This window comes from Mesorhizobium sp. M1E.F.Ca.ET.045.02.1.1, from assembly GCF_003952485.1.
Lineage (GTDB): Bacteria > Pseudomonadota > Alphaproteobacteria > Rhizobiales > Rhizobiaceae > Mesorhizobium.
This window is the reverse complement of sequence record NZ_CP034447.1, coordinates 6307162-6325958: the sequence shown is the minus strand read 5'-3', so window position 1 is coordinate 6325958 and position 18797 is coordinate 6307162. Positions and strand designations below refer to the sequence as shown.

The window sequence follows — 18797 nt, the reverse complement described above, 5'->3', positions numbered from 1 at the left end:
CAACTGGTGACACGCGCTCTGCGCTCTCTGGTCGTGGCCGACCGGATAAACGGCGATACGCCGACGCCGCCTCACGCTCGGGAGGAGCCCAATGGCAACCAGGTAGGTGGCACAAATATGGTACTCTGCGACAATTATTTCGAGAATTGCCTAGAGACCGGGTGCGACGTTCGTGCCTGTCGGCCGTTTCGACGCATTGATGTCACCCATCAAGACCGCCGCCGCTTTGAACCAGGTACCCTCAGAAACCGCCGACGCAAATCGAGGTTTTATGCGACGATCTGCATGCGCGTCTGGCCCTATGTCACATCAGACATCAATCCTGCGACGCGGCACTACCCGTCGTGTGACCGGCTCCGAATTCGGATGGCACTGCCAACCTCTTGCGGCGGCAGGTGGCTTGGCTGCCTGCAGATCATCCAACCTCCGGCCTACCGATGGCGGACGGCAATTCTTTGGATGCTACCGGCCGCGGGACCATATTATCGTCGGACGACGGACAGGCGGGAACACCGTCTAAGCCGACAAGCAGACTTTCGGCTGGTCGCTGGCCGGTGCGAACTCCTTCAACCGGCGCCGCGGCGGCCTCGATGCGCCGTAACGCACATCGCCCCCTTCCCTTCGCGCTTTCATGGCGCGGGGCAGCCCACATGCCGGGCTGGTACCGGCAAGCACATCCTCCAACGTATGGCGGCACGGAAAGCTATCGAACCATAGCCAAGCCTCGAACCGACCAGGGTTAAAGAAGGTGCCGATCTCAGGTACCAGATCGACGGCAAGAAAGAAGCGGTCGGTTGGAGATCCCGGGATTAGGCAGAAGTTCACAGCGCGGACCCGATCCGCGCACAGGTGATCCCGTCGCCGGAGGAACTCGTGGCAACCGAGGGCGAGCTCGACGACCCGATCGGCGACCACGAATTCAGCCCGGTGCCCAGGCTGACGCATCGCCATGCCGACCGCGTGCTTTTGTTCCCGACCTATCAATGCGCGGTCTATTGCCGCTTCTGCTTCCGGAAGGAGTCGCTGACGTCGATCGGCCGCGGCTATACGCGCGAGGCGCTGGAGCCGGCGCTGGCATACATCGCCGGCCACCCCGAGATCCGCGAGGTGATCCTGACCGGCGGCGATCCGCTGTCGCTGCCCGACAAGGCACTTGCCGAAATCCGCGCCCGCATCGAGGCGCTGCCGCATGTGCGGCTCTTACGCATCCACACCCGCGTGCCGGTGGCGCTGCCGTCGCGCATCACGGCTGGGTTGGTCGCCACCCTGCAGAGCAGGTTGTTGGTGACGGTGGTGGCCCACTTCAACCATCCCCGCGAGATCACCGCCGAAGCCGAAACGGCCTGCCGGACGATGCGGCAGGCGGGTTTCGTGCTGCTCAACCAGAGCGTTTTGCTCAAAGGCGTCAACGACAATGTCGAGGTGCTAGAAGAACTCTGCCGCGAGCTGATGTACCGGCTCGGCGTCAAGCCCTACTACCTGCACCATGGCGACCTGGCGCGCGGCATGGCGCATCGCCGCGCCACGATCGAGGAAGGCCAGGCGCTGGTCGCCGAACTGCGCGCCCGGCTCTCCGGCATCTGCAACCCGACCTATGTCATCGACCTGCCCGATGGCGGCGGCAAGGTGCCGCTGGCGGCCAGCCACATCGAAGGGCGGGAGGGTGAGACGTGGCGCATTCGCGGGCAGGATGGCGTGGTGAGGGCGTATACCGAGGTGGTGACCGACCTCTGAAGCGCGGGCTTGTGGCCACTAGAGCAATTCCGAACGGAAAATCGCTTCGCACTTTTCCTGGAATTGCTCCAAGGGGCGGCCCGGCAGCCCTGTTGGGGGCAATATGCCGGCTGCCGGGCCTAACCGGCGGGGGGTGGTGGTAGTGGCCGCCGGCTGACGCAAGCATGGGACGGTGCCGTCACGACCGCACCATGTGAACGAAGGATCGCTTGCTTTATTCCTTCGTTTGCACGATGCGGCGGCCCGCAAAAACCCCGATACTGTCATCGATCCTTTTGGATCATCAAAAGTCCTTAGCTGAATAAGTCCCTTAGCTAGGTCCCCCTAGCGATCCTTGAGCCCCGCCTGCTTCTCCCCGGAGCACGCGGGGCTCTCCCGTTTCCTGCCTCGGCGGGCCTCAACATTGCCCTCTTCTCGTGGGAACCGGATCCACGCCGCGCCATTCTTTAAGCGGGGCTGAAGGAACGCGGCGTGAAGGCTTTGTTGGGAATTGTCGCTGGTTTCGTGTTCACCTTGGCGGTGTTTGCCAGCGGGCTCGCCTTCGCCACCTGGCTGCTCGCCGCCAAGCCGGTGCGCCAGGCAACGCCGGCGATCGGTGTCTCAGAGCTGTGGACCAAGGACGCCCGGCCGGTCGATCCGGCAAGGCAGGGGCTCGAACGTATTCCCGCCCAGCAGGCGGCCGGCGCGCCCGCCAAGGCGGACGCGACGGCCAAGGCGAATAGCACGCAGACCGCAGCCCTCGCGACGCCGGCGCCCGCGCCGCGGCAATTGCAGCCATTGCCCGATGTCTCCCAGCCCGGCCTGCCCGCGCCCGACGCCAATGCGGCTGAGCCTTCCCGGCAGGCGGATGCGCCGGCCCAGCAGCAGGCACGGTTGCCCGCCGCCCATCTCGAATGGTGCGCCAACCGCTATCGCAGCTACCGCTCGGAAGAAAACAGCTACCGCTCCTACAGCGGCGAACTGCGGCCCTGCGTCTCGCCCTATTTCGATCCCGGCGGCGACAGCACCGCCTCGACCGACGCGACCCAGAATGAGCAGACCGATCAAGGCCAGGTGATCGACGACCAGGCCGAGATGGAAGGCTACGCCCCGACACGCGACGGCTACGCCACCACCTATGGCGGCCCGCCGGAGGAGATTTCGCCGGAGGAACAGACTCCCAGGGATCGGCTCCTGGGCCCGCAGTTTTCGGGCGACCACATCGACGACTGCTTCAGCCGCTACCGCACCTACAATCCGCAGGACAACACCTACCAGCCCTTCGACGGCGGCCCGCGCCGGGAGTGCGAGTAGGGGCTTCTTCGCGGTGATCACCTGCAAGGCCAGCGCGAGGCACCCCCCTCTGTCCTACCGGACATCTCCCCCGCAAGGGGGGAGATTGGGTGTCGCACCGGCTTTCGCCAATCGCCAATTGTAAAAAGGAAGGCGTCGTCGCCAAAGCTGCCAATCTCCCCCCTTGCGGGGGAGATGGTCGGCAGACCAGAGGGGGGTGCTGTCCCGCCGGCGTCTCTGATGCTCGCTCCGCCCCTCATCCGCCCTGCGGGCACCTTCTCCCCGTGAACGGGAGAAGGGAGCGCGCCACCCTAATTCAGCACCCTGCCGTCGATCTCCGCGATGCTGCGTGTTCCCGTCAGCGCCATGGTGACCGACAGCTCCTTGCGCAGGATCTCGATGGCTGTCGCCACGCCCGCTTCGCCGCCGGCGCCGAGGCCGTAGACATAGGCGCGTCCGACCAGGCAGGCGCGGGCGCCCAAGGCTAGGGCACGCATCACATCCTGGCCCGAGCGCACGCCGCCGTCGAACAGCACCTCGACCTCCGAGCCCACCGCCTCGGCGATCCTCGGCAGCATCGAGATGGTGGACGGCGCGCCGTCGAGCTGCCGGCCGCCATGGTTGGAGACCACGATGGCGTCGGCGCCGGCCTTGCTGGCGGAGCGCGCGTCGTCGACATTGAGGATGCCCTTGAGGATCAGCTTGCCCGGCCAGATGCTGCGGATCCACTCGACGTCGCTCCAGCTCAGCGTCGCGTCGAACTGGTGCGCCACCCAGTCGGCCACCGCCTTGATGTTGTCCTCGCCCTTCACATGACCGGCGAGGTTGCCGAAGGTCCAGCGCCTTGCCGTGAGCATCCGGGCCGCCCAGGCCGGCCGGCTGGCAATGTCGAGGATCGTGCGGACTTTCAGCGCCGGCGGCACCGAAAGCCCGTTCCTGATGTCGACGTGGCGCTGGCCCAGCACCTGCAGGTCGACGGTGAGCACCAGCGCGCTGCAGCGCGCGGCAAGCGCCCGCTCGGCGAGCGCTCGCACGAAGCCGCGGTCCTTCATCACATAGAGCTGGAACCAGAATGGCTTGCCGACGGCTTGCGCGACGTCCTCGATCGATGAGATCGACATCGTGCTCATCGTATAGGGTATGCCGGCAGCCTTTGCCGCGCGGCAGGCAAGGATCTCGCCATCGGCCCATTGCATGCCGCCGAGGCCGATCGGCGCCAGCGCCACCGGCAGCGATACCTTCTCGCCGAGGATCGTGGTTGCCGTGTCGCGCTGCTCGACATCGACCAGCACGCGCTGCCTGAACGTGATGCGCTCGAGGTCGGCGCGGTTGGTGCGCAGCGTCTGCTCGGCATAGGAGCCGGCCTCGGCATAGTCGAAGAAGACGCGCGGCACCCGGCGGCGCGCCGCCCGGCGCAGGTCCTCGATGCAGGTCATGTCCGTCATCAGCCTTGGCGCCGCCGGGGCTGCCCCGATCGCATCAGGCAGCGTCACCATCCCTGTCGGGACATCGAGCGCCGTGGGGACTACTCTTTCCATGGTCGCCTCCCATCGAATATTAGCTTGCACCGATGATTGAAGGCCGCTTGCCCGCCGATGTAAATTCACTAGCAAGTATACTTTCAACGGCCACGGCAGCGCCCCATGCCCAGAGCGTCCGAAGAGACGAGGCCCGAAATACTGCAGGCGGCCTACAAGCTGTTTCGCCGCCGGGGCTTCTTCCGCGTCGGCATGGACGAGATCGCGGAGGCGGCGGGCGTCACCAAGCGCACGCTCTACAATCACTTCGACAGCAAGGACGCGCTGCTGACCGCCGTGCTCGCCTCGCAGCACGAGCGCACCTTCGCAGACTTCCAGAACTACGGCATCGACCTTTCGGGCAGCGCGGCCGAGCTGATCGACAAGCTGTTCGAAGGCCTGGTGAAATGGTCGTCCAAGCCGCGCTGGGCTGGCTCGGGCTTCACCCGGCTGGCCATCGAGCTTGCCGACCTGTCAGGTCACCCCGCGCGCGCCATCGCCCGCCAGCACAAGGCGTTGATGGAGCGGCACCTGGAGACGCTGCTTGGCCAGGCGAAAGTGCCGGCCCCGAAAACGCGGGCGCGCGAGCTGGCCCTTTTGATCGAAGGCGCCATGGTGATGATCCTGATCCATGGCGACCCGAGCTACTGCACGGCCGCGGCGGAGGCGGCGAAGCGGCTGGTCAGTCTGGATTCCTCGCCCCCGTGAAGGGGTGCGTATCCGGGCTGGCGCCGTGATCCCCAATGTCCCGGCGGACATCTCCCGCAAGGGGGGATTGGCGAGAGCCGACGCGCCATCTGATCTTCCTCCTTGCGGGGAGATGGTCGGCAGACCAGAGGGGGTGCTGTCCGCCGGCGGTGCATGATTTCTCGCGCTGGGCGCGAGTAACCTCCTCCCGCTATCGGATACCGCGCGGAGACAAGCCTGAAACACTTCGCCGTGTCACCCGGCATTCCCGCGAAACGGCCGGAGGCGATTGTCGCGCATGTCAGACTCCAGGAGACGCTCGACCCGGGGCCTTGGCCCTGCCTTCACGGCTGACGTGCGCGAAGCCTGGGAAGCCGCTTACGGCCTGCTCGCCGGGGTCATGATCGCGGCGGCGCGCGAGGTGCAATTGGCGGCGTGAATCGCCTTTGGCCCCTCGCCTTGGCGGAGGCGAGGGGCCGAGCGCAGCGAGCCGGAGAGGGGGCCTTTGTAGGGAGTTCCCCCGCTCCGTCTCGGCTTCGCCGAGCCACCTCTCCCCCACTCCGTGGGGGCGAGGAAAAGGCGCCACCTCAGCCGACAACCTTCCCCGGATTCATCACGTTGCCCGGATCGATCATCGCCTTCACCTTCCGCGCCAATTCCCGCTTCACCGGGTCGGCGTGGCGCTCATAGGCGTCGCGCTTGTCGAGCCCCACCCCGTGCTCGGCCGAGAACGAGCCGCCGGCTTCGCAAAGCCCCTCATAGAGCACGTCCTCGATCGCCGCGTGCCGCTCATGCGGGACCGGCCCGTCGGTGTTGATGGAGATGTGCAGATTGCCGTCGGCGAGATGGCCGAACACGTAAGGCGCGTATGAGGCGTCGACCCGCTTCAGCCCCGCCTCGATGCGCGCCACATAGTCGTCCAGCGCGCCGCCCGGCACTGACACGTCGAATGAAGGCGGCAGATGGTGCATGCGCTCGATCTGCTCGGTCTCCTCGCGCAGCCGCCAGATTGCTTCCGCCTGTGCGTCGGAGCTCGCCACCAGCCCGTCGATGATGCCGGCCTCGTCCCAGACCGCCGCCAACCCGTCCTCGAGCGCAGCTCGCGCCGCCTCCATGCTGTCGGCGCCGAGCCCGAGCACCAGCAGGCAGGGCGCCTCCAGCGGCAGGCTGCCGGGCGCATAGCCCAGCGTCCGCTGCATGAGAGCGGCAAAGCGCTGCCACAGGATCTCGGCGGCGCTGAGCCGCGTGCCGGTTTGCCTAAGGAAATGCCGCACGATGCGCTGCGCACTTTGCGCATCTGGCACGCCGACCAGCGCGGTCGCGCTCGCTCCCGCGACCGGGTCGAGCCGGAGCGCCACGCGGGTGACGATGCCCAGCGTACCCTCCGCGCCGATGAAGAGGTGTTTCAGGTCGTAGCCGGCGCTGGTCTTCAGCACCCGGGTGAGGTCTGAAAACACGCGCCCGTCCGGCAGCACCGCCTCTAAGCCGAGCACCCGGTGGCGCATCGTGCCGTTGCGGAAGGCCATGATGCCGCCGGCATTGGTGGAAACCATGCCGCCGATGGTGGCGCTGCCGCGCGCGGCAAGGTCGATGCCGGGGTCGAGCCCATGCTGGGCCGCCGCTTCCTGCAGGAGCCCAAGCGTCGCGCCGGCCTCAACGATCGCCACGCGCGCGGACGGGTCGATCTCCTCGATCCGGTTCATGGCGCCGAGGTCGCAGATCACCTGACCGGCGGAAGTCGCCGCCCCGCCCGCAAGCCCGGTGCGCCCGCCCTGCGCGACGAAGCTAATGCCGCGCTCCGCGCAGAAGGCGACCAGTGCTGCCACGCCCTCGGTATCACGCGGCCGCACCAGCGCCGAGGCGCCGAAATTGCGGGCGTCGAAGCCTGGGTCGCGGGCGGCGAGCTCGACGGCGTCCCAGATGGTGGCGTTGCGGCAGGCGGCGCGCAATTCGGCGACGAGGGAGGCGGACATGGGACGGCTCCGGGGAGGGGAGCGACATCCTATAGAGGAACTCGAGCCTCCGAGTCACGCAGGTGCCGTCGCCGTTGCCGACAGGCGGGCTCGATTTCACACGCGACGGCGCCATCAACGCCGTCACCGGCTGGACGCAACATCTGCGGAACGACCACTTTCGCCTGGCGCGAATATGCCCGGTGCCGCTGTCGCTATTTTCGCCCGGCCTGCTTTTTCTTCGGCGGCGCTTCAACCGCCCCGCGCGCGAGCCTTGCCGCGCGAAGCCGTTCCGTCTTTGCCTGCCGGGCCGCCGCTTCCCGCTCGATGATCGCGCGCGCCGTGTTCGTGGTGGCTTCGCTCTTGGCGTCCGCCTTCGGCTTGAACAAACTCGTTTCGGCCATGGTCTCCTCGCTGTTTGATACGAAGAAGGCCGGGCAAGCCCGACCCTCTCCAGATGCTCCCCAAAATGCTCCCCCAAAGTGCTCCAAGGCCAATGCCGGTACATCCGCGGTCAAAGGCCATGGATGCACCGCATCAGGCCGCCTGCAGGTTCTCCGCGGAGCTCTTGCCGTTCCGCTGGTCCTTCACGATGTCGAAGCTCACCTTCTGGCCCTCCGCGAGCGAACGCATTCCGGCGCGCTCGACGGCGGAAATATGGACGAACACGTCCGGCTGCCCATTGCCCTGTTCGATGAAGCCGAAGCCTTTGGTGGCGTTGAAAAACTTCACTGTTCCGGTTGCCATACGATTTTCCTTCCAAATCGACGCAAATCATCGCCGTCTGGCGTTATGCCAAACGTCGCAGTCTTCGAAATTGAGAGGGAAGATCGTCAGGGCGCCGCGGCGCGGAAACAACATTCGTTCAACAAGATCGATTTGAAAGACATAGCGCTTGAACAAGCTGCGGCAAGGCGCTGACAAACAATATTATCGATGGCCTTTGTCCTGGCGGCCTTAGGCGACGGATGGCGCTTGCTCTTGCCAAAGCTGTTGATTTCGGTGCGTGGCAATCGTGGACGGCTCCGGACCAGCCAGCTAGAATTCCGAGAAACCGATCGCCTGGCTAGGCCCATCGGCCTCTGGATCGGCGCGGCTCATGAGTCCGGGGCTATTCGATGAGTGAAGTGATCGAACAACTCGTCAGCGCCATGAACGCACACGACCTCGATGCCGTCACCGCTCTCATCCACGAGAACTATCGCAGCGTGCAGCCGGTGCACCCGGGCAGGGCCTTCGTTGGGCGGGAACAGATGCGTGCCAACTGGGAGGCCATGTTCGCGGGAATACCCGACTTCCGCGCCACGGTCGCGCGGTCGGTCCAAGACGGTGGCACGACCTGGAGCGAATGGCATTGGTCGGGCACCCGCCGCGACGGCCAGCCGTTCGAGGTGCGCGGGGTCACGCTGTTCGAGATCATCGACGGCAAGATCGTTGCCGGGCGGCTGTACCTGGAGGATGTCGAACGGCAGCTGGTCGGCATCGAAGAGGCGGTCGAAGCCCTCTCCGGCCGCCGTCCAAAGGGGACCAGCAGCAAGGCAGGCCCGTGAGCCCAACCGCTGGCGCCGCTTATTCCGCCCGCAGCACCCCTAACCCACCCAGATCGAGCACCCAATCTTCTGCCCCGTGGCCGCATCCCGCACCGCTTTCGCAAACACCCGCCTCAGACCAACCCTGTTGGCTCTCACTTCCTTGCTCGCGAGGTAGGTCGGGTCGCCGACTTCCCAGTGGTAGCGTGTGTTTGCAGGCGCCCGCTTCCAGGTGAATTTCGATACGTAGGCTACTTGGCCCGGCGTGGCGTCGGCGAACCGGCAGTCGATGGTCGCCGGGATCATTCCTTTCGCCGCCATCGCGTTGACCACCTCGTTGGCGTTCTCCGTCGTCAGCCATTGATCTATGCCATTCTTCTGATACGCGGCGAGGGCGCTCGTCTGGTATGTGTCCCTGCCGCGGAATGACGAGCATCCTGCAAGCAGCAACAGCGCGCCGATTGCTGCGCCTGCCCAGCCTGCCCACTTAATGCCAGCGCGCCTGCTGCCTGCCCGCTCGCTGCTTGCTTGATTGCTGCGCATGCCCCGGTCCCCTTGCTCTGGAGGAAATGGAAAATTAACCGTGCCGGATGCTGCCGGTGGAGCATCGCTTCGTATATTAGGAACTTCACATGCCCGGCTCGTCCGGGCCTGGTCCTGGGCGGGCCGCGGCGCGCAGGCGGGCCGTGTGACCGCCCAGCCACAGAAGTCAGCCGCGCCAGTTCCTTAACGGCCCGCACCCGCAAAATTAACCTTTTGTTAACCATTCACCCGGCACCCTTTAACCATTGAGTAAGGATTCGTCTGGCCGTGACCTTCGCCGCCCCTTTGCACAACAAATCCATCCGCTTCCGCGCCCGCTCATTCGTCGCTTTCACGCTGACGCCGGAGGCGCCGATCGACGACTGGCTGGAGGGGCTCGACCACTGGATCGGCAATTCGCCGGGCTACTTTGCCGGCCGGCCGGTGGTGCTGGATCTGAACACCTTGAAGCCGGGGCCGGAGGAGATCGCCGCACTTGTCGGCACGCTGGCGCGGCGCGGCATCCGCGTCTATGCCATCGAGCTCGAAGGCGCCGAGCTCGGCCACGAACTGCCGCCGCTGCTCGCCGGCGCCAAGGAGGCCACCGCCGAGGGGCTGCTGGGCAGGGCCGCGCGCAAGGCGAAGGCGGAAGAGATCACGGTCGAGACGGCCGCCGTCGAGGACATGCAGCCGGGCCAGGTTAGGGCACCGCAGGAAGAATTTGCAGACACCGGGCTGGCCAAGCTCGATGCTGAGAACGCTGAAGCCGTCGAAGCAGCCAAACCCGAACCGGCGAGGTCGGGGCAGGGCGCTGAGCCGGCGCGGCACGAACCTTCCGCCGGCACGCTGATGATCAAGGCGCCGATCCGCTCGGGACAATCGGTCTTCCACCCGCATGGCGACGTCATCGTGCTGGGCTCGGTCGCATCCGGTTCGGAGATCGTCGCCGGCGGCTCGATCCATGTCTACGGCACGCTGCGCGGCCGGGCGGTCGCCGGCTCGGAAGGCAACATTTCGGCGCGCATCTTCTGCCGCAAGAACGAGGCCGAGCTGCTCGCCGTCGACGGCTGGTACACCACGGCCGAGGAGATGGAGGGCGTGTCGCGCGGCAAGGCCGTGCAGGCCTTCCTCGACAACGATGCGCTGTGCGTGGTGCCGCTCGGCTGAGTTTTTTAGGTGCGGCAAGCTTCGGACCGGTTTCGCGTGCGAGGCTGATTAAAGAATCCGCCGTGCCTTGCACGGTCACATAACAAACGCCAACGGAGGCTGGATGAATATGGGCAAGGTAGTCGTGGTCACTTCGGGCAAGGGGGGCGTCGGAAAGACGACCTCGACGGCCGCGCTCGGCGCTGCCGTGGCCAAGACCGGCAAGAAGGTGGCGCTCGTCGATTTCGACGTCGGCTTGCGCAACCTCGACCTGATCATGGGTGCCGAGCGCCGCGTGGTGTTCGACCTCGTCAATGTCATCCAGGGCTCGGCAAAGCTCTCGCAGGCGCTGATCCGCGACAAGCGGCTGGAGACGCTCTACCTGCTGCCGGCATCGCAGACGCGCGACAAGGACGCGCTGACCGAGGAGGGCGTCGCCGAAGTCATCGCTCGCCTGCGCTCGGTCTTCGACTACGTCTTCTGCGACAGCCCGGCCGGCATCGAGCGCGGCGCCCAGCTTGCCATGCGCTTCGCCGACGAGGCGGTCATCGTCACCAACCCGGAAGTGTCGTCGGTGCGCGACTCCGACCGCATCATCGGCCTGCTCGACGCGCGCACCATGAAGGCCGAGCAGGGCGAGCTGATCCAGAAGCACGTTCTTGTGACCCGCTACGATGCCGCCCGCGCCTCGCGCGGCGAGATGCTGTCGATCGACGACGTGCTGGAGATCCTGTCGACGCCGCTGCTCGGTATCATCCCGGAAAGCCAGGACGTGCTTCGCGCCTCGAACCTCGGCTCGCCGGTCACGCTCTCGGAGCCGATCAATTCCGCCGCCAAGGCTTATCTCGAAGCGGCAAGACGCCTGGAAGGCGAGGACCTGCCGGTGGTCGTCCCCTTCGAACGCAAGGGCTTCCTCGACCGGCTGCTCGGAAGGAGGGCGGCATGAGCATCCTCGACCTCTTCAAGCGGCGCACCAGCGCCCCGGTGGCGCGCGAGCGGCTGCAGCTCCTGCTCGCCTATGAGCGCCAGAGCCGCGGCCAGCCGGACCTCGTCTCCATCCTGCGCGAGGAGATCATGGCGGTCATCGCAAAGCACGTGCAGATCGACCAGGACTATCTCCAGGTCTCGATGGACCGCGGCGCGACCATGTCGACGCTGGAGATCGACATCCAGATCCCCAACAAGAGCGCCGTGCCGCTTGCGATGGCAGGGTGAGTAGCGCCAGCTAATCTCCCCCCTTGAGGGGGAGATGGCCGCGAAGCGGCCAGAGGGGGTCGTCTCACGTAGAGCGCCGACCTCATCTCTGGGCGCGCAGGGCGCTGGCGCTCAACGCGCGGCGACCCCCTCTGTCGCCTTCGGCGACTTCTCCCCCTCGAGGGGGGAGATTCCAGCGCTCACTCCGGCCGATACAGCTCGTCCATGCTGAGCTTCGCCATCTCCGCGAACGGCGCCTGCTTCTTCACCCTGCCGTGCTCCAGGATCACCAGATCGTCGCAGAACGAGATCGTCGAGTGGTGGTGGCTGATGACGATGGTGGTGCGGCGGCCGGCGCGCGATTTCAGCGTCTCTACGATCGCCGCTTCCGAAAGCCCGTCGACCGCGTTGGTGGCCTCGTCGAGGATCAATATGTCGGGGTCGCGCAGCAGCGCTCGCGCCAGCGCGATGCGCTGCCTTTGCCCGGCCGACAGGTTGACGCCGCGATAGCCGACCACCGTCTGGTAGCCTTGCGGCAGCGTCTCGATGAAGGCGTGCGCCTCGGCGAGCTCGGCCGCGCGGCGCGCCTCTTCAGCGCTCGCCGTGTCCTTGCCGTAGGTGATGTTGTCGAGGATGGTGCCGTCGACCAGCTCCAGCTCCTGGCTGGCGAGCGCGATATGGCGGCGCCAGTCGGCCGGGTCGATCTCGCCGAGCGGCGCTCCGTCGACGAGGATCTTGCCCCCGTCCGGCTCGACGAAGCGGCAGAGCAAATTGACGATCGTCGTCTTGCCGGCGCCCGAGCGGCCGATCAGCGCCGTCGAGCGGCCGCTCACGATGTCGAAGCTCGCCGCGTGCAGCACCGCCGCGCGCTGTTCCTCATTGGCATAGCTGAAGCTCACGCCCTCGAAGGCTATTCTGTCGCCAAGGCCGGCGAAGGGGCGGCTGCCCTCAGGCGGCGCGGGCTTGCCGTTGGGATCGAGCAGCCAGGTCACCTCTTCCAGCGAGCCGGAAAGCCCCTGCAACTGGCTCCATGTCATCTGCAGCGCCCTGACATGCGGCTGCAGGCGGTAGAGCAGGATGAGGAAGGACGCGACCACCGGAAAGCTCAAGCCGGCGAGCCAGGCGCCGATCACCACCGCCAGGAACAGCATGGCGTGCAACACTTCGGTCAGCGGCGCCAGCGCGCCCTGCCGGTTGGAGAGCAGGAAGGCCGCCCGCCGCACGCCGTCGGAGGCCTTCTCGAATGCAGCCTTCTCGCGCGCCTCCTGGCCGAAGATGCGGATCAGCCGGCCGGCATGGACGAGGTGCAGCATCTGCGATGCGAGCGCGCTGTTGCGCGCCGAAACACTGCGGCTCGGCGCCCTCAGACGGGCCGACAGCGCCATGTGCGCGGCCTGCACCAGCGCCAGCCCGAGCATCACCAAAAGCGTCATCTGCCAGGATAAGAGCAGCAGGAATGCAAGCAGGATAAGCGCCGCCGAGGCGCTGACGATGGCGCCGAGCACCCCCTGGATGGCGTCCGACGCCCGCCAGGATTCGTTGGAGATGATGTTGAGCAGCCGCCCCGGGCTTTCCCTCAGGAAAAAGGGATAGCCGACGGTCAGCAGCCGTTCGGCCAACGCGCCGCGTATCGTCTGGCTGGCCTTGCCGTAGATGTGGGCAGTGAGCACCGAATTGGCGAAGGCGAGCAGGTTCTTGAAAAGGATCGAGCCGAGGATCGCGGCCGAAATCGCGATCAGCCGCTCGCGCTCGCCGAGCCCGGCGCCGACCTGCTGGAGCAGGGCGGAAAGGCCCGCCATGCCGGTCGCCTCGCCATGCCCCATGATGATGCCGAGCAGAGGGATGATGAGCCCGATGCCGAAACCTTCGAGCGCGGCGCTTGCAAGGCCGAGTACGACGACCACAGGCAGCAGGCCGAGCTGACGGCGGCCAAGCGCGCGCCGCAGCATCGGCAGCGTCGGGCGTCCGGTCATCGCGCGCCGGCCTCCGCCCTGGTCTCGGCGGTCTCGTTGGCGAGCCGCGCTTGTCGTGGCGGCCGTCTGGCCAACACCAGAGCCATGAACTTCGCCGCGCCCGCGAGGTTCATCAGCACGATCGGCCAATGCGACAGCTTGAGCTCGTGATCGAAACGCGGGCCGCCGATCAGCTCACGCAACGCCGACCGCGTCGCCCAGTAGAAGTGGCGCAGCAGCCAGGGCGCGCGGCGGATGTGCTTCAGGCAGAGCGCGCCGTTGCCGAAATGATAGTCGCGGTGCAGCCGGCCGATCGCCTTGCGGTCGCGCCTGCCGTGGTGATGGAGGATCGTCATGTCCGGCACATATTCGACCGCGATGCCGGCAAGCATGGCGCGCACCAGATAGTCCGTGTCCTCGGCCGAACGCAGCGCCCCGCCAGCGCCGAAACGTTCGTCGAAGGGGCCGATCAAGGCGGCGACGTCGCGATGCATGGTCATGTTGCAGCCGAGCACGAAACCGCCCGGATGGACGGCGGGCGTCAGCCGCTCGCGTTTGTCGCAGCGTTTTATCGTGAAAGGCAGGTCGCGCGCGTCGCCGATCTCGACGCGGCCGCCGCGGATCAGCCATTTATCGCCGCTTGCATAATGCCGTTCGAGGTCGACGAGGTAGTTGCGGTCGAGCCTGCAATCGTCGTCGACGAAGACCAGAACGCGCCCGCGCGCCCGCGCCAGCCCGGCATTGCGCGCCGTCGCCAGTCCGGGGCGCGGCTCGCGGATCGTGGTCAGGAGAAGGTCGGAGGCCGCGGCGATCCGGGAAAGATATTCCGCCGTGCCGTCGCGCGAGCCGTTGTCGACCACCACCAGTTCGGCGGCGAAGGTGGGGTGCGCCCTGCAGGCGGCCCGGATCGAGTCGATGCAGGCTTCCAGCACCGTCGCGCGGTCGCGCGTGCAGACGATGAAGGAGACCCGCGGCCGCTGCCTGGGCCAGGGAGGCGCGGGCAGGACCGGGAGCCGCGGCAGCGGATGGCGCGCGTCGTTCATGGCGTGGCCTCGGCGGCTGCCTCGCCCCGACAGATAGATGCGATGCGTCGCGATCCTTCACACCCCCCTCTGTCCTGCCGGACATCTCCCCCGCAAGGGGGGAGATTGGACGTCGCCTCGACTTTCGCCAATCTCAAGCGGCGAATAAGTGGGCGCCGTCGGCGAAGCCGCCAATCTCCCCCCTTGCGGGGGGTGAGGAGTGGTCCGCGAAGCGGACGCGAAGCCAATTGCTTGGCTTCGCGAACGACGAACGCCCGGAGCGGTAGCGAAGGGCCGGAGCCGGCAGGCCAGAGGGGGTGCTGTCCCGCCAGCATTGGCGGTTACAGCCCTGTATGACAACTTGGCCCATCTCCCTCATGCCGTCCCCATCCGATAGCGTGCCAGCACCGATGCCGCCGGCGCGGATTTGAAGCGGTGGGCCATCCGGTCCGCGCGTTTGCCCGCCCACATCGAGGCCTGGCTCAGCCAGGGGGCCCAGGCACCGGGGCTGAGCGCGTATTTCTCGCGGCGGCGGATCGCGTTCCATTTCGCGGCAAGCGTCAAAAGCTCGTGGGTCAGGGCCGGGCGTTCCTCGTCGTTTACGAGCTGGTAGAGAAAATAGAACAGGTTGAGCGCGCCGGCCTCGAAGCTCGGCCGGGTTGCCGCTGGCAGTGCCGCGATATGCTCCTCCAGCGCGCGGATGAAGGCTGCCGCCCGTCGCACGGTGTCGAAGGAAACCTCGTCACCGATGGCGCGTAGGTCTGTGCTGTCCTGCGCCAGGCCCTCGTGCTCGAGATTCTCCGCCACGATCCTGAGATGCGTGCGCCGCATCTCCCTCGTATGCCGGCTGGTCACGCTGCCGGGATGCACGCGGTAGACCAACAGGCTCTCCTCCATCATGGCCGCCGGATAGCAGCCGGCAAGCCGCCGGAAGAGGTCGAAATCCTCGGCATGCCGGTAGGTACCGTCGTAATGGAGGTCGGCCTCGCCGATGATCCGGCGGTTGTAGACCACCGTCGGGTGCATGAAGATCGTGAAGAACTGCGACAGCACGGAGAGGTCGAGGCGGAACACCGGATCGAGCCTGCCCCGTGCGACGCGGCCGTATTGCAGCATGTCGACAAGCGAGCCGCAGAAGCCGAGCTCGGGCCGCGCGGCAAACAGCGCCGCCTGCCGCGACAGGCGCCAGGGATAGGCGAAGTCGTCGGCATCCATGCGCGCGACCAGCTCGCCGCGCGCGACCGCCAGCCCCTCGTTGAGGCTGGCGACGAGGCCGCGGTTCTCGCGCGAGATGATTGAGACGCGGCTGTCGTCCCGGCGGCAGCGCTCGAGGATCTCAAGCGACCGGTCGGTCGATCCGTCGTCGATGGCGATGACCTCGAGCCGACCGTAGTCCTGTCTCAGGATCGATTGGATCGCGGCGCCGACATAGGGCTCGGCATTGTAGACCGGCAACAGCACGGAGATGAGGGGAGCGGTCATGGTCGGCTCCGGTCCGTCGGCCGCAGATCGAGCGCCGGGGCGATGCCGAACCCGCGGGCCTCGCTCGCGCCACGCGGGCGCGAGGGCGCCACATAGGGGAAATAGCGCTTGAGGCTGTTGAGCGGCTTCTCGAACAGCACCCAGGACAGCGAGGCGACGACCAGCGTGGCGGCGCCTGCGACCAGGAAGCGGCCCGGCCCCTGTTCCGAGACGTTGAGTGGCAGCCATGGCTGCGCCTTGACGGCATAGGCGAGCAGGATCGGATGGTAGAGATAGACGCCGTAGCTGATGCGGCCGAGGAAGATGAGCGGCGGCAGTTCGGCCAGCCTGCCGGGCGTGCCGCCAAGGCCGTTCGAGCAGGCGGCGACGATCGCCACCAGCAGCGCCAGCGGCAGCACCTGCACCAGGAACCAGCGCGGCCACTCCCAGGCCGAGCTCGCCGGCCCCGGATCGGACCAGACGACGAGCAGGAAGACCGCGACCAAGGCCGGCCAGCAAAGCCGCATCCATCGCGGCACGTCGGCGCCTCGGGCGCGGCGGACGGCAAGCAGGGCGCCGCAGGCAAGCGCGTCCATCGAGGCCGGCGGCAACAGGTCCCGCGCCAGCGCCGGGTCGGCGGCGATCGGCCAGTAGAAGCGATAGGCGAGCGAGAAGCAGATGACGCCGATGGTGATCGCCTCGATGCGCCTGCGCGGCGCCACGAGCACGATCAGTGGCCAGGCGAGATAGAACTGCTCCTCGATGCTGAGGCTCCAGAAATGGCAGAGCAGCCAGGGCGTCCAGTCGTTACGCTGCGCATACCAGAAATTCGAGAGATAGAGCGCATGCCAGGCGAGCGACGACCTGGACTGTTCCAGGTCGGTGAGCCAGACGAGCCCCAGCACCGCGAAATAGGGCGGGAAAATCCGGATCGCGCGCCTGGCATAGAAGGAACGCAGCGCCGGTCCGGCCTCGAATGCATAGGTGTCACGCGCGTCCAGCAAAAGCCGCGTGATCAGGAAGCCGGAGAGCACGAAGAACAGCCGCACGCCGAGATGGCCGAGGAAGGAGGAGCCGTTCGGCGCAAGGAAATGCGCGTAAAGCACCAGCGTGACGGCAACGGCCCGCAGCATGTCCAACTGGATGTCGCGCTGATTCGTCATCAGCGGCTTCCGACAGATCTTTCGCAGTGCCAGGCGTTGCACGCGCAAAGCCCGTAGGCCCTGCCTGTCGACCAACTTCCGTCCGGAGCGCTGTCGTTGCGGCCCAGCGGAATGCCCATCCGGGTCAAAATAATGGCATCCTCCAACGCACACAGCCCCGCCAACGGATGTCGCGGACTTTGTTGCACTGCAACACAAAATGCTTACGCCGTTGAAATAAAGGCGTGATGCGGACGGTTGTGTGCCGTAGTTGGCTCTGCAAAATCTTCGCAGAGATGCCCAATGGTCCTATATATTCGTGGGCAGTTGGTCTGATTTTGAGAGTATCTGCCGCAAGGGATGTTGAAAAGATATACCGGCAACCATGGCGGGTATTTTAGAAGTATTGAAAAAGCTATCCAATCTAGCGCTTTATGCTTCCATGGCTCGGCGAAAAGAGCTTTTGATTTCAACGTCTTGTGCGACGCAATAGACCCGCCGGGAGATGGGAGGCGCCTGTCCCACCATCGGCCGGCCGCTGCCTCACGACAGCGCAATCGCCAGGCTGTATCTCCGCCTCGGACGGTGCGGGGCAGGGGGAGAAGAAGTGGTATCGACGCAAACCGTAAAACCAGGGACCCAGGCGGGCGCCTTGCCCATTCTCGGGCTGCTCGGCGCCGTTCTTTCGGTTCAGGTGGGCGCCGCTTTCGCCAAGGGCCTGTTCCCGGTCCTCGGCCCACAGGGCACGACGATGCTGAGGCTTCTCATCGGCGCGCTGATGCTGGCCGCGGCGCTGAGGCCCTGGAAGGTGATGCCGTCGCTCAAAACCCTGCCGTGGCTCGCGGCCTATGGCGTCACCGTCTCGGTCATGAACCTGCTGTTTTATACCGCGCTGGAGCGCATTCCGCTGGGCATCTGCGTGGCACTGGAATTCACCGGGCCGCTTTTCGTGGCGACGCTCGGTTCCAGGCGCCCGCTCGATCTCGTCTGGGTGGCCTTTGCCGTCGCCGGCATCGTGCTGCTCTCGCCTTTTGCCGATGTCAGCCGGGGACTTGATCCGATAGGCGTGCTGATTGCGCTTGCCGCCGGCGGCTGCTGGGCGCTCTACATCATCTTCGCGCAGAAGGCCGGCGCCGAGCTCGGCGTTCGCACCTCGGCCTACGGCATGGCGATCGCCGCTCTGCTGGCGCTGCCTTTCGGATTCTCGGCTGCCTGGCCTTATCTCACCGACCCGCATGTGATGGCGGGCGCGGCCGTCGTCGGCCTGTTCTCGAGCGCGCTGCCCTTCTGGCTCGAGATGATGGCGCTCACCAGGATGCCGGCGCGGGTTTACGGCACGCTCACCTCCCTGGAGCCGGCGCTCGGAGCGCTGACCGGCTTCCTGTTCCTGCATGAGAGCTTGAGTGCGCTGCAATGCGCCGGCATCGCCGCCGTGATTGCCGCCGCCTTCGGCACGGCGGTGACGGCAAGAGCGCCGGTCTCCTCGCCGGGGTAAGGGGAAAACGCCGCGCGTTCATGCCGGACTACATCCGGTGGTTGCGATAGGACTTAGGTCCGATATCGTCACGAAAAAGGTCTGAATAAACAAGACAAGGGTCGTGGGCCACTTCCGCACGACACGCTGATTGGGGATGCTAATGCTGCGACATTGCCGGTGGGGTAGTTTG

General features: G+C 66.3%; 17 protein-coding genes and 1 pseudogene. 9 read left to right on the top strand and 9 right to left on the bottom strand.

All coding sequences use genetic code 11. The features are described 5' to 3' along the window. Nucleotides 1-828 precede the first annotated feature (828 nt). Nucleotides 829-1734: pseudogene (locus tag EJ070_RS30885) on the top strand (KamA family radical SAM protein); the annotation flags it as partial. A 471-nt stretch (nucleotides 1735-2205) separates the two neighbouring features. Then, nucleotides 2206-3027: a BA14K family protein gene (locus tag EJ070_RS30880; RefSeq protein ID WP_126094734.1), complete on the top strand. Its 822-nt coding sequence runs from the start codon at nucleotides 2206-2208 to the stop codon at nucleotides 3025-3027. A gap of 290 nt (nucleotides 3028-3317) precedes the next feature. On the opposite strand, the gene EJ070_RS30870 is transcribed toward EJ070_RS30880, so the two are convergent. Continuing rightward, nucleotides 3318-4451, bottom strand: coding sequence for an alpha-hydroxy acid oxidase (locus tag EJ070_RS30870; RefSeq protein WP_126095976.1), 1134 nt, complete (start codon nucleotides 4449-4451; stop codon nucleotides 3318-3320). Nucleotides 4452-4649: 198 nt separating this feature from the next. On the opposite strand from EJ070_RS30870, the gene EJ070_RS30865 reads away from it, so the two are divergent. Continuing rightward, a complete protein-coding gene (locus tag EJ070_RS30865; protein WP_126094733.1) occupies nucleotides 4650-5231 on the top strand; it encodes a TetR/AcrR family transcriptional regulator in 582 nt (193 codons plus the stop codon). Nucleotides 5232-5508: 277 nt separating this feature from the next. Beyond that, nucleotides 5509-5649 (top strand): hypothetical protein, encoded by a 141-nt coding sequence (locus EJ070_RS30860; RefSeq protein WP_189350159.1) that lies wholly within the window; start codon nucleotides 5509-5511, stop codon nucleotides 5647-5649. 148 nt (nucleotides 5650-5797) lie between these two features. On the opposite strand, the gene EJ070_RS30855 is transcribed toward EJ070_RS30860, so the two are convergent. From EJ070_RS30855 to EJ070_RS30845, 3 genes are all read right to left on the bottom strand, one after another. Further along, nucleotides 5798-7183, bottom strand: coding sequence for an FAD-binding oxidoreductase (locus tag EJ070_RS30855; RefSeq protein ID WP_126094732.1), 1386 nt, complete (start codon nucleotides 7181-7183; stop codon nucleotides 5798-5800). A 194-nt stretch (nucleotides 7184-7377) separates the two neighbouring features. Beyond that, on the bottom strand, nucleotides 7378-7566 hold the full coding sequence (locus EJ070_RS30850) for a hypothetical protein (protein WP_126094731.1): 189 nt from the start codon (nucleotides 7564-7566) through the stop codon (nucleotides 7378-7380). A gap of 133 nt (nucleotides 7567-7699) precedes the next feature. After that, a complete protein-coding gene (locus EJ070_RS30845; RefSeq protein ID WP_126094730.1) occupies nucleotides 7700-7909 on the bottom strand; it encodes a cold-shock protein in 210 nt (69 codons plus the stop codon). A gap of 371 nt (nucleotides 7910-8280) precedes the next feature. Between EJ070_RS30845 and EJ070_RS30840 the strand changes: the two genes are divergently transcribed. Further along, on the top strand, nucleotides 8281-8712 hold the full coding sequence (locus EJ070_RS30840; protein ID WP_126094729.1) for a nuclear transport factor 2 family protein: 432 nt from the start codon (nucleotides 8281-8283) through the stop codon (nucleotides 8710-8712). A gap of 39 nt (nucleotides 8713-8751) precedes the next feature. Here EJ070_RS30840 and EJ070_RS30835 read toward each other — a convergent pair whose 3' ends face one another. Continuing rightward, nucleotides 8752-9234 carry a hypothetical protein gene (locus EJ070_RS30835; RefSeq protein WP_126094728.1) on the bottom strand — a complete coding sequence of 161 codons (483 nt, stop codon included), beginning with the start codon at nucleotides 9232-9234 and terminating at the stop codon, nucleotides 8752-8754. A 267-nt stretch (nucleotides 9235-9501) separates the two neighbouring features. Between EJ070_RS30835 and minC the strand changes: the two genes are divergently transcribed. From minC to minE, 3 genes are all read left to right on the top strand, one after another. Continuing rightward, on the top strand, nucleotides 9502-10380 hold the full coding sequence (gene minC / locus EJ070_RS30830; RefSeq protein WP_126094727.1) for a septum site-determining protein MinC: 879 nt from the start codon (nucleotides 9502-9504) through the stop codon (nucleotides 10378-10380). Between the two features lie 109 nt (nucleotides 10381-10489). Continuing rightward, nucleotides 10490-11305: a septum site-determining protein MinD gene (gene minD, locus EJ070_RS30825; protein ID WP_126095975.1), complete on the top strand. Its 816-nt coding sequence runs from the start codon at nucleotides 10490-10492 to the stop codon at nucleotides 11303-11305. Beyond that, nucleotides 11302-11574: a cell division topological specificity factor MinE gene (gene minE / locus EJ070_RS30820; RefSeq protein ID WP_040973218.1), complete on the top strand. Its 273-nt coding sequence runs from the start codon at nucleotides 11302-11304 to the stop codon at nucleotides 11572-11574. Before minD ends, minE begins: the two co-directional genes overlap by 4 nt. 179 nt (nucleotides 11575-11753) lie before the next feature. On the opposite strand, the gene EJ070_RS30815 is transcribed toward minE, so the two are convergent. From EJ070_RS30815 to EJ070_RS30790, 4 genes are all read right to left on the bottom strand, one after another. Continuing rightward, the gene (locus EJ070_RS30815) at nucleotides 11754-13526 is read right to left on the bottom strand and encodes an ABC transporter ATP-binding protein (protein ID WP_245464727.1); all 1773 of its coding nucleotides are present in this window, start codon (nucleotides 13524-13526) and stop codon (nucleotides 11754-11756) included. After that, complete coding sequence (locus tag EJ070_RS30810) at nucleotides 13523-14548, bottom strand: glycosyltransferase (protein ID WP_126094726.1); 1026 nt, start codon at nucleotides 14546-14548, stop codon at nucleotides 13523-13525. Before EJ070_RS30810 ends, EJ070_RS30815 begins: the two co-directional genes overlap by 4 nt. 354 nt (nucleotides 14549-14902) lie before the next feature. Beyond that, the gene (locus tag EJ070_RS30795; RefSeq protein ID WP_126094724.1) at nucleotides 14903-16009 is read right to left on the bottom strand and encodes a glycosyltransferase family 2 protein; all 1107 of its coding nucleotides are present in this window, start codon (nucleotides 16007-16009) and stop codon (nucleotides 14903-14905) included. Next, nucleotides 16006-17151, bottom strand: a complete 1146-nt coding sequence (locus EJ070_RS30790; protein ID WP_126094723.1) for an acyltransferase — start codon at nucleotides 17149-17151, stop codon at nucleotides 16006-16008. Before EJ070_RS30790 ends, EJ070_RS30795 begins: the two co-directional genes overlap by 4 nt. 586 nt (nucleotides 17152-17737) lie before the next feature. On the opposite strand from EJ070_RS30790, the gene EJ070_RS30785 reads away from it, so the two are divergent. Continuing rightward, entirely contained in the window at nucleotides 17738-18625 is an 888-nt protein-coding gene (locus EJ070_RS30785; protein WP_245464726.1) for a DMT family transporter, read from the top strand. Nucleotides 18626-18797: the final 172 nt, after the last annotated feature.

Excerpts from the sequence above, each read along its gene's own strand:
- EJ070_RS30845 (WP_126094730.1), bottom strand. The coding sequence starts at position 7,909 with ATGGCAACCGGAACAGTGAAGTTTTTCAACGCCACCAAAGGCTTCGGC.
- EJ070_RS30850 (WP_126094731.1), bottom strand. The coding sequence starts at position 7,566 with ATGGCCGAAACGAGTTTGTTCAAGCCGAAGGCGGACGCCAAGAGCGAA.
- EJ070_RS30790 (WP_126094723.1), bottom strand. The coding sequence starts at position 17,151 with ATGACGAATCAGCGCGACATCCAGTTGGACATGCTGCGGGCCGTTGCC.
- EJ070_RS30815 (WP_245464727.1), bottom strand. The coding sequence starts at position 13,526 with ATGACCGGACGCCCGACGCTGCCGATGCTGCGGCGCGCGCTTGGCCGC.
- minD (WP_126095975.1), top strand. The coding sequence starts at position 10,490 with ATGGGCAAGGTAGTCGTGGTCACTTCGGGCAAGGGGGGCGTCGGAAAG.
- EJ070_RS30795 (WP_126094724.1), bottom strand. The coding sequence starts at position 16,009 with ATGACCGCTCCCCTCATCTCCGTGCTGTTGCCGGTCTACAATGCCGAG.
- minE (WP_040973218.1), top strand. The coding sequence starts at position 11,302 with ATGAGCATCCTCGACCTCTTCAAGCGGCGCACCAGCGCCCCGGTGGCG.
- EJ070_RS30870 (WP_126095976.1), bottom strand. The coding sequence starts at position 4,451 with ATGACGGACATGACCTGCATCGAGGACCTGCGCCGGGCGGCGCGCCGC.
- EJ070_RS30855 (WP_126094732.1), bottom strand. The coding sequence starts at position 7,183 with ATGTCCGCCTCCCTCGTCGCCGAATTGCGCGCCGCCTGCCGCAACGCC.
- EJ070_RS30865 (WP_126094733.1), top strand. The coding sequence starts at position 4,650 with ATGCCCAGAGCGTCCGAAGAGACGAGGCCCGAAATACTGCAGGCGGCC.
- EJ070_RS30840 (WP_126094729.1), top strand. The coding sequence starts at position 8,281 with ATGAGTGAAGTGATCGAACAACTCGTCAGCGCCATGAACGCACACGAC.
- EJ070_RS30835 (WP_126094728.1), bottom strand. The coding sequence starts at position 9,234 with ATGCGCAGCAATCAAGCAAGCAGCGAGCGGGCAGGCAGCAGGCGCGCT.
- EJ070_RS30810 (WP_126094726.1), bottom strand. The coding sequence starts at position 14,548 with ATGAACGACGCGCGCCATCCGCTGCCGCGGCTCCCGGTCCTGCCCGCG.
- EJ070_RS30860 (WP_189350159.1), top strand. The coding sequence starts at position 5,509 with ATGTCAGACTCCAGGAGACGCTCGACCCGGGGCCTTGGCCCTGCCTTC.